Source organism: Humiphilus diazotrophicus, assembly GCF_059726315.1.
In genome coordinates this window covers 5,934,018-5,951,906 of record NZ_AP040870.1, presented here as the reverse complement: position 1 = coordinate 5,951,906, position 17,889 = coordinate 5,934,018, and the positions used below count along the sequence as shown (strand labels likewise).

General features: G+C 50.4%; 9 protein-coding genes. 2 read left to right on the top strand and 7 right to left on the bottom strand.

Annotated elements, in window-relative coordinates; translation table 11 throughout:
- Positions 1-31: 31 nt before the first annotated feature.
- The 5 genes from AC6I7T_RS24380 to AC6I7T_RS24360 form a co-directional block, all read right to left on the bottom strand.
- Entirely contained in the window at positions 32-6,403 is a 6,372-nt protein-coding gene (locus AC6I7T_RS24380) for a HAMP domain-containing protein (protein WP_497790364.1), read from the bottom strand.
- A 387-nt stretch (positions 6,404-6,790) separates the two neighbouring features.
- A complete protein-coding gene (locus AC6I7T_RS24375; protein WP_497790363.1) occupies positions 6,791-7,807 on the bottom strand; it encodes a hypothetical protein in 1,017 nt (338 codons plus the stop codon).
- A gap of 30 nt (positions 7,808-7,837) precedes the next feature.
- The gene (locus AC6I7T_RS24370; RefSeq protein WP_497790362.1) at positions 7,838-9,013 is read right to left on the bottom strand and encodes a lactonase family protein; all 1,176 of its coding nucleotides are present in this window, start codon (positions 9,011-9,013) and stop codon (positions 7,838-7,840) included.
- Between the two features lie 18 nt (positions 9,014-9,031).
- Positions 9,032-10,561, bottom strand: a complete 1,530-nt coding sequence (locus AC6I7T_RS24365; RefSeq protein ID WP_497790361.1) for an FAD-binding oxidoreductase — start codon at positions 10,559-10,561, stop codon at positions 9,032-9,034.
- 431 nt (positions 10,562-10,992) lie between these two features.
- Positions 10,993-12,039 (bottom strand): ComEC/Rec2 family competence protein, encoded by a 1,047-nt coding sequence (locus AC6I7T_RS24360; RefSeq protein WP_497790360.1) that lies wholly within the window; start codon positions 12,037-12,039, stop codon positions 10,993-10,995.
- 292 nt (positions 12,040-12,331) lie between these two features.
- Here AC6I7T_RS24360 and AC6I7T_RS24355 point away from each other — a divergent pair, with 292 nt between their 5' ends.
- Together AC6I7T_RS24355 and AC6I7T_RS24350 are read left to right on the top strand one after the other, a co-directional pair.
- The gene (locus AC6I7T_RS24355) at positions 12,332-12,739 is read left to right on the top strand and encodes a DUF8485 domain-containing protein (protein ID WP_497790359.1); all 408 of its coding nucleotides are present in this window, start codon (positions 12,332-12,334) and stop codon (positions 12,737-12,739) included.
- A gap of 181 nt (positions 12,740-12,920) precedes the next feature.
- Entirely contained in the window at positions 12,921-13,094 is a 174-nt protein-coding gene (locus AC6I7T_RS24350; protein WP_497790358.1) for a hypothetical protein, read from the top strand.
- Between the two features lie 366 nt (positions 13,095-13,460).
- Here the strand turns inward: AC6I7T_RS24350 and AC6I7T_RS24345 are convergent, their stop codons facing one another.
- Both AC6I7T_RS24345 and AC6I7T_RS24340 read right to left on the bottom strand, forming a co-directional pair.
- Positions 13,461-14,030, bottom strand: coding sequence for a hypothetical protein (locus AC6I7T_RS24345; protein WP_497790357.1), 570 nt, complete (start codon positions 14,028-14,030; stop codon positions 13,461-13,463).
- A 719-nt stretch (positions 14,031-14,749) separates the two neighbouring features.
- Positions 14,750-17,065, bottom strand: a complete 2,316-nt coding sequence (locus AC6I7T_RS24340) for a TonB-dependent receptor (protein WP_497790356.1) — start codon at positions 17,063-17,065, stop codon at positions 14,750-14,752.
- Positions 17,066-17,889 lie beyond the last annotated feature (824 nt).

Here is a 17,889-nt window from a genome sequence, read left to right as displayed (position 1 = left end):
GACCGCTGATGATTAGCAATACAAATCCGACTCAATCCTGAACACTGGCATCGGAATAGAAATGACTGTCCATGGAACTACCATTTTTGTGTACAGCAATACTTGAATGAATCCCTGTTTCATTTCGTCTGGAAAGCCAAACTCGCATGACAGAAAAAAGCTGCTCCAGATCCACAGGCTTGGTTACATAGTCTGTGGCCCCAGCCTCCAGGCACTTATCGCGATCCCCTTTCATAGCCTTCGCGGTAAGAGCAATAATCGGAAGATTATGAAACTGCGGTATCCGGCGGATGGCCTGTGTCGTCTGATACCCATCCATCTCCGGCATCATAATGTCCATTAGAATCACATCTACATCGGGAGTCTTCCGCAGTAACTCAATTCCGGCACGACCGTTTTCTGCGTGCAAGACTTCAATATCGTGATGCTCCAGCAGACTAGTCAAGGCAAAGATGTTTCTCAGATCATCATCGATCACCAGGACCTTCTTGCCTGTCAGAGTTGCGTCACTCTGGCGTACTTCAAAAAGAATTTCCCGTTGTGTCTCGGAAAGCACTGTTTCGCTGCGATGAAGCAGAAGAACCGTTTGATCCAACAGACGCTCAACCGATGGCACATACCGGATCACCGTGGATTGAAAAAGCAGACCAAGATTGTTCTCATCACTCTCCGGCTGGGTTCCCAACAACAAAATCGGTGGCACCTCAGGAGCAATATGTGCATGCACCTCTTCTACGAAATGTGGCGCGGCAATATCGGATAATTGAGAATCCACTACGATGGCATCCAAATACTGCTCACCAACGATAGCCAAGGCCTCACCGCCTGTAGAAGCTGCAAATATCTCTAGATCAGGGCCTCCAATCATTTCGCAAATTCGCTGTGTCTCGGCACTCGAGGTTACAAGCAGTAACTTCTTGATACGAGGCTGCATCGATTTGTGGATGTGTCCAAAGGCCTGCTCCAGCAATTCCTTGCCGACAGTCTTCTGAAGATAAGTCATTGCGCCCAAAGCAAGTCCACGACGACGGTTTTCATCTCCGCTGATAATGTGCACTGGGATATGGCGAATTTGCGGATCGTGTTTCAGGCGATCAAGGAAGGTCCAGCCCACCATATCCGGAAGAGAGATATCCAGTGTCACTGCGCCTGGAATGAATTCCCGAGCCAACGATAGTGCAGTAGCACCGCGCAGTGCGACCAAGGATTTCAGTCCCTGTTCGTGTGCCATATCTACTAAAATTCGCGCAAAGGTTACATCGTCTTCAACAATCAGGACCACCTGATCTCCGGGATGAATGACATTACGATCGTCCTCCACCACAAGATCTTCTACCAGGGACTCGGGTAGATTCGTCCGTATTGGCGCCATGATTGTTGTTGCCGTTTCGGCGTTCTCTGCAGACGCTAACGCGGGGAAAACCGCGAAACGGGAAGATTCGCCTCCTGGAGGAAGAACAGCGGGGGCATACATCTGCGGCAAATAAAGAGTGAACGTACTCCCCACACCGGGAATACTCTCCAGACGAATCTCTCCGCCAAGCAGACGGGCCAGTTCACGGCTGATAGATAACCCAAGTCCGGTGCCACCGTATTTTCTGCTGGTGGTGCCATCTGCCTGCTGGAAGGCTTCGAAGATGATCTTCTGCTTGTCCTGTGGAATGCCTATACCGGTATCTGTTACCGAAAATGCAATGACACTCTTCATCCGGCTGAGTACCGGATTCTCCGGACGCCACTTCAAATCAGGTCTTCCAATCGAGAGATTAACGGATCCGTGCTCGGTAAACTTCAGAGCGTTGGAGATCAGATTCTTGAGAACCTGCTGCAAACGCTTCGTATCGGTATGCATACTATCGCCGAGCGTGGCATCAAGCTCAATGGTAAAGTCGAGCCCCTTACCATCCGCAACATGACGGAAGGTACGGGAGCAATAATCCTGCAATTCAGCAAAACGAACCGGACCAAGCTCAACGTCCATCTTTCCGGACTCGATCTTTGAAAGATCGAGGATGTCGTTAATAAGGGCAAGCAGGTCCGTACCGGAGGAATGAATAGTCTCGGCAAATTTCACTTGCTTGGGCAGAAGATTCTTCTCCGAATTCTCGGCAAGCATCTTCGCCAAAATCAGAAGATTGTTCAGCGGAGTGCGGAGTTCATGACTCATATTTGCCAGAAACTCGCTCTTGTACTTCGAAGTAAGGGCCAGTTGCTCAGCCTTCTCTTCAAGCTGCGCCTTTGCCTGCTCCACTTCACGATTCTTGGTTTCAACTTCCGTCTTCTGTTCGGCAAGCAATTGGGCCTTCTCTTGCAGCTCCGCATTCGTCTTTTGCAATTGCAACTGCTGGCTCTGTAATTCTTCAGCCAAAGCTTGCGATTGCTTCAGGAGCTCTTCAGTCCTCATCGTTGCGGCAATCGTGTTCAACACAATACCGATGGATTCTGTCAGCAGATCGAGGAAGGCCAGATGAACTTCGCTGAACTGATAGAAAGATGCCAGCTCAATAACAGCTTTCGCTTCTCCTTCAAAGAGCACAGGCAGAACAACGATGCTTGCGGGTGCCGATCCTCCCAGACTCGACTCAATGCGGATATAGTCTTTTGGTACTTCTTTCACCACGATGCGCTGTTTCTCGAATGCGCATTGGCCAACTAGTCCTTCTCCGACCCTGAATTGTCGCCGAATTTCTTCTTGCTCGCTAATGGCATACCCGGAGAGAAATTTCAGCGTCGTTGAATCGCTCTCGACACTATCGGCCAGATAAAAGGCACCTCGCTGTGCACCAACCAGGGGAGTGAGTTCCGAGAGCAACAACTTAGCGACAGCAAGCAGGTCGCGCTGCCCCTGCATCATCCCAGTAAATTTTGCGATGTTGGTCTTCAACCAGTCCTGATCGGTATTCTTGCGCGTCGTCTCAGCAAGATTGGCAATCATCTGGTTGATCGTGTCCTTGAGCGTTTCAACTTCTCCCTGGGCCTCTACGGCAATCGAACGAGTCAAATCGCCTTTGGTGACAGCAATCGCGACATCGGCAATCGCTCGCACCTGGGTCGTCAGATTAGCTGCAAGCTGATTCACATTGTCCGTGAGATCGCGCCAGATACCAGCAGCACCCGGCACGCGAGCCTGACCGCCGAGTTTCCCTTCGATTCCTACCTCGCGAGCTACCGAGGTCACCTGGTCAGCAAAAACAGCTAAGGTGTCGATCATGGCGTTGATGGTGTCGGCCAGCTCCGCAATCTCACCTTTGGTTTCCAGCACCAGCTTTCTCTTAAGATCGCCATTCGCTACGGCAGTCACCACCTTAGCGATACCGCGAACCTGGGTAGTCAGGTTTGCAGCCATCAGGTTCACGTTGTCGGTAAGATCCTTCCATGTACCGGCTACGCCCCGAACTTCCGCCTGCCCGCCGAGCTTCCCTTCAGTTCCTACCTCACGAGCAACACGCGTGACTTCCGAGGCAAAGGCGTTCAGCTGATCCACCATCGTGTTGATGGTGTTCTTCAGCTCCAGAATCTCGCCCCGAACATCGACAGTAATCTTGCGACTCAAATCTCCATTCGCAACAGCCGTGGTCACCTGAGCAATATTTCGAACCTGAGCCGTCAAATTGCTGGCCATGGAGTTGACCGATTCCGTCAGGTCCTTCCAAGTACCTCCGACACCTCTTACAACCGCCTGTCCACCGAGCTTCCCTTCAGTTCCTACCTCACGAGCAACACGGGTGACTTCCGAGGCGAAGGCGTTCAGCTGATCCACCATTGTGTTGATCGTGTTCTTCAGCTCCAGAATCTCGCCGCGTACATCGACCGTGATTTTGCGGCCAAGATCACCACGTGCAACGGCCGTCGTAACCTCGGCAATATTCCTCACCTGGGCTGTCAGGTTGCCAGCCATGGAGTTGACCGATTCGGTCAGATCTTTCCAGACTCCGGCAACTCCCTTTACCTCTGCCTGGCCGCCGAGTTTCCCTTCGGTTCCTACTTCACGCGCAACGCGCGTAACTTCCGAACCAAAAGAATTCAGCTGATCCACCATCGTGTTAATCGTGTTCTTTAGCTCTTGAATCTCACCGCGAGCATCAACGGTAATCTTTGTTGAAAGGTCGCCCTTAGCAACAGCGGTAGTAACTTGAGCAATGTTTCTCACCTGACTGGTGAGGTTCCCTGCCATTGAATTCACTGACTCCGTCAGATCCTTCCAGGTACCACCGACACCTCTTACAACCGCCTGCCCGCCGAGTTTCCCTTCGGTTCCTACCTCACGAGCAACACGGGTGACTTCCGAAGCAAAGGCATTCAGCTGATCCACCATTGTGTTGATCGTGTTCTTCAGTTCCAGAATTTCGCCGCGTACATCGACCGTAATCTTGCGACTCAGGTCACCATTAGCGACTGCTGTAGTAACCTCGGCAATATTTCTCACCTGGGCTGTCAGGTTGCCAGCCATGGAATTGACCGATTCGGTCAGATCCTTCCAGACTCCGGCAACACCCTTTACCTCTGCCTGGCCGCCAAGTTTTCCTTCAGTTCCAACTTCACGCGCAACACGGGTGACTTCCGAAGCGAAGGCGTTCAGCTGATCCACCATTGTGTTCATGGTGTTTTTCAGCTCCAGAATCTCGCCACGCACGTCTACTGTAATTTTGCGTCCCAGGTCGCCACGAGCTACAGCAGTCGTTACTTCTGCAATATTTCTTACCTGGGCCGTCAGGTTTCCGGCCATTGAGTTGACCGACTCTGTAAGATCTTTCCAGACTCCACCGACACCTTTCACATCGGCTTGGCCACCAAGCTTTCCCTCTGTTCCTACTTCACGGGCAACACGAGTTACCTCCGAACCGAAGGCATTCAGCTGATCCACCATCGTGTTAATCGTGTTCTTTAGCTCCAGAATCTCGCCACGAACATCCACCGTGATCTTGCGGCTCAGATCACCACGAGCCACCGCGGTTGCAACATCGGCGATATTTCTGACCTGACTGGTCAGGTTACCAGCCATAAAGTTCACCGAATCGGTCAGATCTTTCCAGACTCCGGCAACTCCCTTCACATCCGCTTGGCCACCGAGCCTGCCTTCGGTTCCAACTTCACGCGCAACACGGGTCACCTCCGAACCAAAAGCGTTCAGCTGATCCACCATCGTGTTGATCGTGTTCTTTAGCTCCAGAATCTCACCGCGGACATCTACCGTGATCTTGCGGCCAAGATCTCCACGGGCAACAGCAGTGGTAACTTCAGCAATGTTTCTGACCTGGGCTGTGAGGTTGCCGGTCATCGAGTTGACCGATTCGGTCAGATCTTTCCAAACTCCGCCAACACCCTTTACATCTGCTTGTCCGCCAAGCTTGCCTTCGGTTCCAACCTCGCGTGCCACGCGGGTTACCTCAGACGCAAAAGCATTGAGTTGGTCCACCATGGTATTCATGGTGTTTTTTAGCTCAAGAATTTCTCCACGAACATCTACGGTGATCTTGCGGCTCAAATCCCCATTTGCAACAGCGGTCGTTACTTCAGCAATATTTCTGACCTGGGCAGTCAGGTTGCCTGCCATTGAATTTACGGAGTCGGTGAGATCCTTCCAAACACCCGCCACACCCTTCACATCCGCCTGACCGCCAAGCTTGCCCTCGGTTCCGACCTCGCGCGCCACGCGGGTTACCTCGGATGCAAATGACGATAGCTGGTCCACCATTGTGTTAATGGTGTTTTTAAGTTCAAGAATTTCCCCTCGGGCATCGACCGTGATCTTGGTTGTTAAGTCGCCTCGAGCTACTGCAGTGGTCACTCCGGCAATATTGCGGACCTGATTCGTCAGGTTGCTGGCCATGTTGTTGACCGAATCAGTCAAGTCTTTCCAGGTACCAGCTACGCCTTTCACATCCGCCTGACCGCCAAGCTTGCCTTCTGTCCCGACCTCGCGAGCAACACGGGTCACTTCTCCGGCAAAGGTGTTTAGCCGGTCTACCATCGTGTTCACCACGACGGCAGTATGCATGAACTCGCCCTTTAGGGAGCGCCCATCGACCTCAAGTGCCATTCTCTGGGTGAGGTCGCCTTTGGCCACAGCACCGATGACGCGCGCAACTTCGGTAGAAGGTTGCACAAGATCGCTGATCAAACTGTTAACCGACTCAATGCATTCCGCATAAGCACCGCCGACCTTCAAGGTTGCGCGGTGATTAATTCGGCCGTCTTTACCGACCGCTCTACTAACTCGGGAAAACTCTTGAACCAATAGCTCATTTTGTTCAAAGACATCGTTCAGTGTGTCGTAGATCTTTCCGACCACCCCGGTCTGATCCTCTGGAAGACGCACAGAAAAATCGCCTTTTTTGAAGGCGATCAACGTCGAGAGGAGCTGGGTCGTATCAAGCACGTCGGGGGATACCTGCTGACGCATGAATACTCCTGGAGGCAGTAAAGTCTTTTAGATAGATGCTCTAATGGCATCTTGGTCATACTGCTTCCGCGCTGCTTTAGATTTTATTTTTTTAAATATTGCGCTCTAGAGTTGAGCCTATCCCAGGGGAAAGGCTTTCCTTGCAAAGACCTGGCCCCAAACATGACAATCCAAATGTCCGTCCAATAGTAGCATTCGCATTCATAGCATTCACAGAATGCAGCTATTGGACTTGAGAGTATCAAGGTTATCTTTACAATTCGAATATTGGCAAGAAGGGATTTGCCGGAAACACTGCAGAAGGTGCCTTCAAAAAATAATCCCAAACAGGGGCCGCCATGGAATGGTGTCCAGAAACGGCCATTCTGTTCGTCGAATCCTGATAGTTTATTCAACCCAAAAACGATATCGAATGTTCCAGGCTTGGGTTTCACCCGGCTTGATATTCAAGTGAATATAGGCCTCAGGGGATATAGTGCTCCGAATTGACCAAAGGTAGAATTTCGAGATTGGTCTGTCCGCAGTCTGCTCTACACCGATTCCGGAAGCATGATCTATTACCTGAATGTCATAGTCAGATAGTTTGTCGGAATATCCCGTTATGTAGCCAGCTGCTGTTTGCCGGGGTTGCAATTCCTTGAGATAGGTAATTTCCTTCCCCTCTATCTTCACAACCTCAGGATCGAAAGCCTCGCTGGCTTTGGGAGCAAAGTCCAGGCGGATCTGCATGCCAGGCCCCGTGGGACGATTATCAAGCATCAAGAAGTCATGGTCATAAACATCGGTCTCTATGGGCTTGGGACCTAAGTTCTCCAAGCGATGCTCAAGGACAATAGCATCTCCCCGACCATCGATCCGCAACGTCTTTGTATAGCGGTAATTAATTCCAAGTGAAGATTTCAGAACTTGTTGAAAGACAATAGCGTCTCGCCGCGTACTAACCTTCCACTTCCCAGAATCAACCAACGGATAGGACGTGCCGAAGTTGTAGACCGATTCGTCCAACTTGCGAAGTACGCCAACTCCGATTTTCACAAATAGATCGCCGGGTCGAGCATCCGCGTATCCAAGGGCTCCGCCTTCAGAGCGAAACTCTTCGACGGGCCCGGTAATGGAATCATGCAGCAATGGATCGTATTTTTGGAACCATTCACCCCAGAAGGTGTGCCCCCGATACGATAAACATCCAACAACGCCTGACCAGTCAAACCTCGGCCCACGATAATAGCCGTTCTGAGGATCAGGAAGAAAAGCTACCAGCTCTAGATGATCCTTTGAGAGGACGGCCTTGGGATGATCTGCATGAGAAATGTCATGGCAGCTGGAAGAGGCCCCAAACATCGGCATTGTCGCCAAGCCAAGAGCACAAACAGGTAGTAGATTGCGCAGAAACTTGAAATCCATTGTCTTCTTCCAAATGATCGCCCTACATGCCTAATATTTCAATGCTATACATTTTGGAGATTCAATCTGCGCCAGGTAATTGGGGCGCAATGGACTTCCAGTAGTTGAATCGATCGCATAGGCACTCACAGAGGAAGTCCTCTGATCGAGGACATACAGCTTGTCCTCTGAGGGAGTGAGCACAGCCATTTGCCCCTCCAGATATGAAATATGCGTCAATTCTCCGGAATACGGATCCACCCTCCAGGCCCGGATACTTTTTCTCTCTTCATTCCTAGAATCCATCCAAAAGGAAGAATAAAGAAGACGCCCTGAGTGATGAACGCCCAAAGAACTTTGAAACACTTCGTTAACGTCACGATCACAGCCCGTTCCTTCAACCTGGTGGATTCGATCTTCAATCCATCCGGAGTGAGACGAATAGCGATAGCAAGAGATTGTCCCTTCAAGATCATTTGTTACATACAGGAAATTTCCGGAAGGATGCAGCGCAACCTGTCCTGGGCCCGCACCTTCGGCGACGGAGAACTGCTGTTTGCGAACAAGCCGTCCATTCCCGACAGCAAGAACATTCAAACGGTTTGCGCCAAGATCGGCACTCAGCACATGCCCATTCACGGGATCGAAACACAACGAACTCGGATTTGCTGATAATTGCAAACGGCAATTACCCTGGCCAATCTCTTTCAGGATTCCAGATACACCCTTTGGCAATCCATCATCCCCAAGAGGCAAAAGGTTATAAGCCCCTCCTCCGTATACTGCAACGACAAGATAGCGGCTATCAGGAGAGAGAGCAAAACGGCGCGGACCAACGGCAGAGAGAGACAATCTTTGTGTATGCAGAAGAGTCAAAGTTCCCTTGTCCGGATCGACCGAATAGCTTTCAATGGTCCCTGCCGGAAGCCCTTCATGCTCACTTATTTCATTCGAGACGTACAGGAGATTTCGACTCGGATGTAATACCAGGTGGAAAGGAGAGGGGCTGGAAAGAAACTGCACCTGCTCCCATCTATTCCCATCCACCGCAAAGGTGTAAAGACCATGCTTTCCATTGGAGGTAGATCCCACGTAGGCGTAGCGCAACTGCGCACCCGATGACAAGGCACCAGCCAAAGGAACAACACCTCTCCAGGAGCTGAGTGCCGTTGCATATCCAATTCCCTGAACAAATCGACGGCGGCTGAACTGAGTATGTTTCGTCATATCTCGCTCCAGCGATATCTATACACGAACTGACATCGCGTGATGAAAGATGTTATGGGGATCGTATCTGCGCTTCACGCTCTGCAGAAAGGGATAAAGACCATTCTCACCGTAATAAAGCTGAGGCCAGAAGGAATAGGCCAACATATCGCAGTCAGGGTAGTTGATATAGCATCCCTCGTATTGCTCTCCGGGATATGGAGTCGCCGCATGCAAAGGATTATCGTCAGGATTGGAGTACATCTCCCGATAGAATTCTCCCAGCCATTTCACCCGCTCAGTGTCTTCTTCAGGTCTCGTCCAATTTGAGATGTACTGGAGTTTCATGATGGAGCTACGCTGCCAGATTGCAGTTGCATCGGCCAACGGGGCTTTATTAATCGCTCCGCCATAGGAATCGACAAGCACTACCAATCCTTTCAGATCGGCTCCTGCTGGCTCTTGAGTAAGGAACTTGTACAGGCACTTTACTTCAGCAGTAGTAAAGTTGTGCTTCATGTATGCGGATTTGTATTTTGCTCGAATTCCACCGCCACTGCCCCCACCCGCGACCGTCATATCCAGCCAAGGCCTCATGACAATCTGGTGCTGCCCTAAACACACTTGCTGATCGGTATCGCGATGCGGAAATCTTCGCTCTCCCGGTACGGGCACGGATTGATAACTGGGGCTACAAAGATGGAAGAGATCGAGAAACTCATTCAATACGGTCAGATCTTTTACCGTACCGTCGGGATTACAGAACTGCAGAGAAATGCCGAAGTGTTGGGTGGATGAATGAGAAAGCCCCATTACTGCGAAAAGGCCCCAAGTCTCAGGATCTTTTCCTCTCGTCTCCCAATAGTTGCCGAATGTTTTCACAATTGTGGCAAAACGATCCTCGGTCATCGTCTTCCAGTCGAAGGAAAGGAGGGCATGAGCAACTTCTTGTGGAGCCGGAGGCAGCTTATCGAAAAGGAATCCGGTAATCACGCCAAAAGTTCCTCCGCCTGCACCACGACAAGCACGGAACAAATCAGGATCGTGGCTCGCATCGACACGCCGAAGAGCCACCTTCCCCGCGCCATCCACTGTAAGGATGTCAACCGCCGAGAGCCAATCGACGGTTAATCCATGGAGGCGAGAAAGAAGACCGTAGCCTCCACCGCTGATATGACCACCAGCCCCAACGCTGTAGCAGGAACCCGCTGGAATCGTAACGCCATAGCGCCGATAAAGATTGAGGTAAACTTCCCCGAGTTGTTGCCCCGCGCTGATCCGATATCTCCGCCCGTCTCCACTCAAACGCGGTGCGGTCAGGAGACTCAAGTCCAACAAAGATCCGCCAGGATTATTTGAGACAAAGTCTTCATAGCAATGTCCGCCACTACGAATCGTTGGGCGCATGCCGGCATTCACAATCCGCTGAAGAGTCTCGGCTACTTCTTCTGCTGTTTCGCATAATTCGATCTGTTGAACGGCATCGGCCTCAGATCTGGGCCATCGCAGATTATGGCCTCGGCAAAGAGTCTTGTAACGTGGGTCTTGCTGTGTAACAGTAACCGCCATGTTGCTCTCCGATTTCGAGGGTCATCAGACAGCTGGCGCAAACCTGCTAGAGTTCTTGTACTTTCGCTTTGCAAAACGAATCATCATAGGGAGCTAGATTCTCGTCTCAATTCGAAAGTAAGAATGCTCTCATTACGCCTTGCTTACGGCAAAATAGAAGCCTCTCCCCGGGGCATCCGTGAAAAGGAGGACAATAAATACAATTGGTCTACCCGTCGTATGTCTTCACGACAGGACTCGGATTCTACACTGAATTGTCCGCAACAATAGCAGAAGTAAAGGCAATTACGCTAAGACAATTGCCCTAAGGTCTTGTGACAATGGCCAATTTCGCTGGTCAATTCGATTGTTGCATCATCCGCTGAAGGCTGCTGTAGAGAATGTACAGAAAGACCGCTCCTCCCCAAAAGCGTTGCGACCGATCCCTATACCTATTTCGACGAATAGTGCTTACTGGATTGTGTTCGCGAATTGAAGACATCGAAGCTTCCGTCCGGATGTGCCGTCAATCGAATCCAATTCCCCGCATCGGCTCCAGGAAGATTAGCTATCAAGTTGTCCGCTACATTATGCTGACGTCCACCCTCATCTGAATAATGGAGCTGCCAAAGGTCTTCCAGTCCGGAAGTGTCATGGATGTTCTGCCAAGCCGAGGGAGAGCCACCCTTTTTGGCGCCGTTGTCCATGATTGCCACACGTGGAGCAATAGCCTGAACGAAAGGTGCGCTATTACTCTGATACCAGCCGTGATGCGAAACAATATAGATATCGACTTTCCCCAGCTTGTTGACCGGACACGCTAGCTCCAGTTCCTTATCGGAAGTGAGATCCCCCAAATCGAGAATGCGTAATTTGTCGAAAGTGAAAAGAACCCCTAAAGAGCGCGCGTTTTCAGTTTGATCCGCTGTGATTTTAGGAGCAGCGGCGCACAAGGAATTGGCTTTACCGGCACCGTTTAATGAGGATTCGATCAGCCGTCCATCTGCACTGATGACCTTGCTTTCAATACCACGCAGAGGCAGCGAATCACCGGCCTTAGCTGTAATGTGACCATAGGAGCCTGATGCAAGTATCTTCTGATACGCCTCAAAGCCTTTCTGCGTTACTGGATCGTTCTCTCGATTCGGACCATGATCAATGAAGGCTCCGACGGGAATACGCTCCAGGAGCGAAGGCACCCCGCCAACATGATCGACGTGATAATGAGTCACCAGGACATAGTCAATCTTGCTTAAACCTGCCTGATGAGCAACCGAAGCGATGCGGGCTGCGCTCGTATCATTCTCTTTGGGATTGCCCGGCCATCCTGTATCAATAAGCAGAGACTGGTGCTCGGGGGTCACAAAGAGAGTCGCTTGCCCTCCCTCCACATCAATGAAATAAATCTGCAGTACAGACAAGTTCTCTGACTTTGCGACGGGAAGAAAACTGAATAAACTTGCCAAGACAAAGAGAGCGAGAGTGGAAGCGGAGCGCATCTTGATGAATCACCTCGGATTCAGGCATGAGAAGATCGTACTGGAGCCAGCCCCCTTACTTTAGAGCATTTTTGCCGTGTCTGTGTACCTCGGCTTTAAACTTCCGCTCGGAAAATCATCGTCACTTCAAATGACGGCTTCTGCAGGTAAATACTATTTGGAACCGTGCAAGACACCTTGATTGAGAAAAGTGCTCTGCTTGGAGTCCAGTCCCTTGATCACAGGAAGACTATCCCATGTACGAGAGATTCCCTTACATTCCTGTCGGGTCCGATTCGGAATGTGTCGTAAGATGGACCGCAATCGCAAGAGAGCTCCGGAATTCTCTGCGTGCAGATCACACTGTCCTCTGCCTGGAATGCGATCCGGAAACATTCAATTCCGACATCAAAAGGAATCTGCACATCGAGCTCCATCCCTCTCTTCCGTTCTCGATATGCAGGAAGCGATCAAGACATCATCAGAAAAGATTGATCGCATGCTTGCTCCCTATCCAGGAGACGATCCGGTCTTTGCGGAGATGAGTTCTATCGAGATCTCCAATTTCCTGACTCGGGAAAAACTGAAGGAGGCACAAACCGCAGTACAGAACCACCTGAAGGTGCGTTCCGTGTTGTTCCGCTCCTCGTTCCTGGTCCGTGGGAGGGCACTGGATGGAAATAGTCTGCAATCTTCCTTTGAACGGAGCTCCCGATCATAGCTCTTTCGTGGCAAAGAAGCATGACCATTTCTGATACCTGCAGGCGACGAGTGGAGAGAAGAGAGTACCGGACTCCACAAGCTGGAATTCTTTGAAACTCGCAGACATTGGTTCACATCCACGGTACCGCATAATACCGATGGTGGCATGCATGTGCTCAATTTAGTAGAAGGGAGAGCAGGTGAGAGTGGAAAGCCTGACAAACGCCTTTGGTCCAATGGAAATTCACTATGCCGAAACTTTTATCGTACCGGCCGCTGTTGGAGCATATACGATTCGCCCGGACAGACCTGCAAAAGGAAAAGAATACGGCACAGCTCAAGCCTCTGTTCGTGCGGGAACAGATCGATCGTGAATCTTCCAGCAAAAGTTACTTTTAGTTCCATGCGGAGCTATAGGATTCGAAGCACCTTCTGGATTAAATGTCCAATTGTCTCGTAATTAGGAGAGTACCCCAAGCTGCGAGAAGAAATGCTCAGTTAGCCTCCAGGAAGACACACCAACATTGATCCTGCCTGTGAGCTTTTTGTTGTAGCCGCTTACCCAGCTCAGAATACGTTAGTGCAATTATTGTAAAACAAAAGAACTGGGAAACAGGCAAATAAGCCACAGATCGCGCTCTCGCTTCTGTGGCTTATTGCAAGATCACAGTAAGGTAATACAACCAGAGTTCTTGTCGCGGGTTACTTATGAGGATACTTAAAACTAAAGTAACCTGCAGTTAATTCACATTAGTGGTTTCTTCAGCGGGCTTAGGATTATCGGACAAGTCTTTAAAGAGCATGTCAATCGTAAGTTCCGGAGCCGGCTTAGGAACAACCCAATCAGAAGCAAGAGTTTCAACGTGATGAGCAGATTCAGCTTGAGCTCGACGAGCTTCCGCTTTGCGAACCTCCTCGGCTGAAACAGCCACAGGTCCATTGGGGACAGCACCACTAAGTGCTGTGGGAGTAGGCGCAACAGGCTTGGGAGGCGCGGACGGAACAGCTTCTTTCCGCCGTTCGGCCCAACGTTGGCGCTGTGCCTCTTGTATCCGCCTCCGTCCTTCAGGAGATAAAGCTCTCTTTTTGGTAATGGGGGCCGGAGCTGGCGCTACCTGCGCAGTTTCAACTGGCTTAGCTTGAACTGGCGCTGGAGCCGGCGCAGCCTTCTTTACAGGCTTTGCCTTTTGTGAAGTTCTCCGTTCACCATGCCGTTTGGCAGGCGCCGGTGCATCGACGAGGATACTGCGGGCCTGCTGGAGGCGCAATATCTGGGCATCAATCAGAGAAATAATATCTGCGACAGACATTTTGTTTTATTTTACCTTACATTATAACCTTCCTTGAGCTTATCGCATAGAGTAGCTAAGGAAGGAGCACTTATTTCCTACTGAGATGCCAGTTTTGCAATTTTGGAACATGGCATCAAAAGTAAATCTGAGCACCCGTGTTACGGATGCAACGCGTTGAGAACTGATCGAGAAAAGCCCTCTTTCTCTAATATCGGCGCCGCCTTCCGAAATTCCAGAGGAAAATATTACTCTCCCCTCGGCACCATCTGGGGGTATTCACATCCCACGAAGGTGTGCTTTTTCAGGCAACACTAATAACAGACAATGCCCGCTTGAATTCGTAAGCAGATAAAAGAACGTTTCAAACTTATCTTTTGGTAGACAAGTCAGAGGGTTATCCATTCCATAAATGGACTCTGGAAAAAATAAATCTTCTACCCGAACAAATGAATCACAAGCATTCTTCTGGCAGCCCCAGGAAGCTGATTACACAGTGGAAAGGATAATCAACGCCATTCAGCCCCTTCACCAGATTGTGACATTTTGATGTTATCAAGAAACCGGACACTGCGAGACAATTGAGAGACATTTCACAAAATGTGAATTGAAATATCACAAAACAATGAGACCGATGATCCTGGAATGGATCATCGGTCTCGTTGTTCTATGGGAACACAAGCAGGAAGCCGTTCCCTTCTCCTGTTGTAGTTTCCGGATTCTAAACCGCTCGCACCAATCTAGAACTTCAGACGGAGGCCAAGCTGGCTTCCGCTAGGATTTGTGAGTGTTGCGAAGCGTTCGTAGGATTGCAGAATCGTCGCACCGTACTCGCCCAGATCTTCTCTGGCTTGGCTGAGTGAGTAGTTGCGGCGTTTCAGCATATTGAAAGTCTCCGCAAAGCATTCAAGGTGTGTCCGTGCACCGAGTTGATAGTTCTTCACCAGACGGGCGCGCAAATTGATGAGATCCAGTCCTGGAAGGTCATTACGACGAATGATATCGCCGTAACCCGTAAAGGAAATGCCGCGGCTGAAATGCTGCCACAAGTTCGCTCCCGGCTCCATGGAAGTATGGAGACTGCCGCCCCCCGACACTCGCTTCATTTGATCCCCAGCCATAGACTCGTACGATTGCCCCATTGAACTTCTGGCAGTTGCATAGGTATAGGCAATCCGATAGTCGCCCCAGCGTACTGGATGTTGCGCAAAGGCCAGAGAGAAACCGTCATAGGAGGAATGTGCTCCCGAGTCATACTCCAGCCCGCCCTGGAATACGGAAGTCACATCGCACCCGCCATTTGCATTGGTACCGGCACAAAGATCAGCGCCGATAGAAGTCGGCCTGGCTAGCTGTACTCCATTGACGTGCTGGAAGGCTGCCGTAACCGAGCTTCGGGATCCTATTTGCTGTTCAATTTCCAGGCTTGCATCTTCCATGTAGGAGTTCTGCATAGAAGGACTGATCGTCGAAGAACTCCCCAGAGTGTGGAGAGAGGAGGAATTCAGTCCGGGAGTAAAGCTGGCCGAACCCAGCAAATTAACCGCCGCGCTTCCGGAATCAAAGGCACCAGAGATGGCGGGCAGCGGAATCCGTTCATAGATCACGCCATACCCTCCACGAATCACGGTGCTCCGCGAACCAGCCGGGGACCATGCGAATCCCACTTGAGGTCCGAAATTATTCGTGTCTGTTCGGACCTTCTTGAGGAGTTGAAGGTCATACCGGGCCCCAGCCGTAAACACGAGATCAGGAGTCACCTTCCATTGATTCAGAACATAGCCACCCGCACCGCGGGATGATTGACCTAATTGAGGATTTCCCCAGCGCCCCTCAAGGAAAGAGACGCTCATCTGGTTGTACAAAAAGTTACCGCCTGCACGGAAGATCTGCTTGCCCATCTGGTGATAAACATTGTCGGCAGCTTCGTACACTCTGAATCGCCTCATGGTGGCGGCATCGGCCTGAATTGCATCGCCACTCTGCCCTGCCGGCACCTGTACACTCCCTGAAGTGAATTGTCCACGTACCTCATTCAGCGTATTCGGTGAGACCGTAAAGGTATCGCTCACACTGCCGCTCTGGTGAGATGTGTTCAGCCCTAGCGACGGCCTCATCCCGTTGTTCTGCAGAGAGTTCCCTGCCATTTCCGAGCCCTTATAGGCGATGTCCATCGAATTGCGATTGTCCAGGCGGTGGCTCAACCGAGCAAGAAATTGGCTCGAGGTAACTGAACTTCCTACAGGATCTCGAAGAGCAGAAGCTCCGTCAGCGCTTCCTACCTGATGCAGACTGGAAGGAAACATGGCGAGAAGCCTACGTTGGTCCAAAGAGTCTCGATCAAAGCCGATGGAGTACGCAGTTCGGTTGTTATTGAAAGAACCGCCCAAAGAAGCACCATACGTCATCAGCGGCAGCTGAAATGGTGATTGCAGGCGGTTATACCCAATCAACTGACTGCCTAGCATTCCATAAAGCGTTCCGTGAACGGCACTCAAGCCGGTGGGGTCAGGAACCTGCATCCATCCCGAGGAACTTGGCTGATTGTTCAAAATCCGGAACTGCTGTATCCCGCTCAATCCTTCCAGTACGGCAGCAGGCTCGTCAGCATCCTCCGATGTAGCTGGAGATGGAGAAAGCTTTGAGATCGAAAGGGTGGGAGTTGCAGAGATGCTTGGAGCTTCGAAGATTAGGTTCTGCTGAAGCCTTGCCGACTTCTTCTCTTCATTCGACAGCGAAACTGAAAGGTCTGCAGTCTCATCCGAATGCAGCGTTATACTTCGTGTCGTTGCTCTAAAATCGGGTTTCTGTACGGTCAATTCATATTGACCATTTGCCAGGTGGGTAAAGCGATACATTCCATTTGAATCACTGGAAGCAGATTGAGAGGTAAACGTTGAGCGCTGAAATAATGTAACTGTCGCTCCGGCTATTCCCTCTCCTGTTGGGTCGGTTACCCTTCCGCCTAAGGATGCACTCTGGTAGGACTGCTGGGCTGGAAGGCTTATGGCTGATGCGCATACTAGTACAAAGGGAACGTATCCTCTTCTAACCATGATTACCCCTAAGAACTAAACTCTGCTGACATGCTGACAGAATGTTGCCATTTTACATCTACCGCATACTGCAACGAAGGTCCCCACGAAGAAACGCAGCTATCCAAATTACACAGACAATTAATTTTTATGAGAGATAGGGAGCGACAAAACTCTCCCGTAGCCGGTAATCGTCTTTAATCACCGGAGGGTGTTTGCTTTGGCGGCTTTTCCCCTATGGGCAAACTTTCCCAGGATCTCCGCCTGGAACTCTATCGTTCTACTCTGTAAATTCGATGCGGGATATTTGAGATAAGCCTTCTTGATTGAATGAGGACTGAACATCTTTTTATTCATCTCTCTGAAGAGATTGCTACGAGCATCTTTGTCCAATTTTGGACATGCAGGTTCCTTGTTTTGTCTGGCTTCTCAAATCCAGCCAATCAACAGAATGCACTCTGTATCTGCTGAAAGCGGCGCTTTTTCCCACTACCAGATTTATAGTGCCACCTCTTCAAAACAGGAAACCTAATCGGATTCTTCTTACAAGCCAGATTTCGAATGAAGCATGTACAGCGAATTGCATACGAGTCAAATTTTTAGCATACGAGTGACTGCACAATCTTCGCCTAGATATGAATCATGGTTGCTGCTAACAACCTTCAACAAATGAAATTCATATCGACTAAGACGGATAGCAAGCCAAGTACTATCATGACGAACTTGGGTTAGTACTACAGCCGTAAATAACTCGGGAAAGGCAGTGCGATTTCAAGCGATAGCATGTAATCCGGAGAAGATATAACAGGATCCAAAGTGGGATCCCCAAACGGTTTGACCAGCAC